We start from the raw sequence: 429 nt of genomic DNA on the forward strand, positions 1-429 counted from the left end.
AACGATGCATCGCCGATGGTAGTGTGGGGTCTCCCCATGTGAGAGTAGGTCATCGTCAAGATTCATTTCGCAAAACCCCTATCTGCGCAAGCAGGTAGGGGTTTTGTCTTTAAGTAGAAGCTCATGCTTCTTGCTGACCAGGTCGAGAGACAGATCAGCAGTGCTAAAAAGGTGATTGACAGCGTTTTTGAATGCTGTATTATTCGCCTCCCGCTACGAGAGATCGCAGCGAGTTAAGTGTTTGAAGCTAAACGAGTTTCTCGCAAAAAACTTCAAAATAAACGCTTGACAGGCACTGAGGAAGGCGTAGAATGCGCACCTCGGTTGAGACGAAAAGCTCTTAACCAACCGCTCTTTAACAAATTGAATCAAGCAATTCGTGTGGGTGCTTGTGAGTACGGACTGATAGTCACAAAGATTATCAGCATC

1 protein-coding gene is annotated in these 429 nt (G+C 46.2%); it reads left to right on the top strand.

Annotated features, from left to right (window positions below; translation table 11 throughout):
- Positions 1 to 237: 237 nt before the first annotated feature.
- On the top strand, positions 238 to 429 hold a 192-nt coding region (locus tag HU766_RS26380), incomplete at its 3' end, for a hypothetical protein (protein WP_238338708.1).

The organism is Pseudomonas sp. SWRI77 (assembly GCF_014269105.1).
GTDB lineage: Bacteria > Pseudomonadota > Gammaproteobacteria > Pseudomonadales > Pseudomonadaceae > Aquipseudomonas > Aquipseudomonas capeferrum.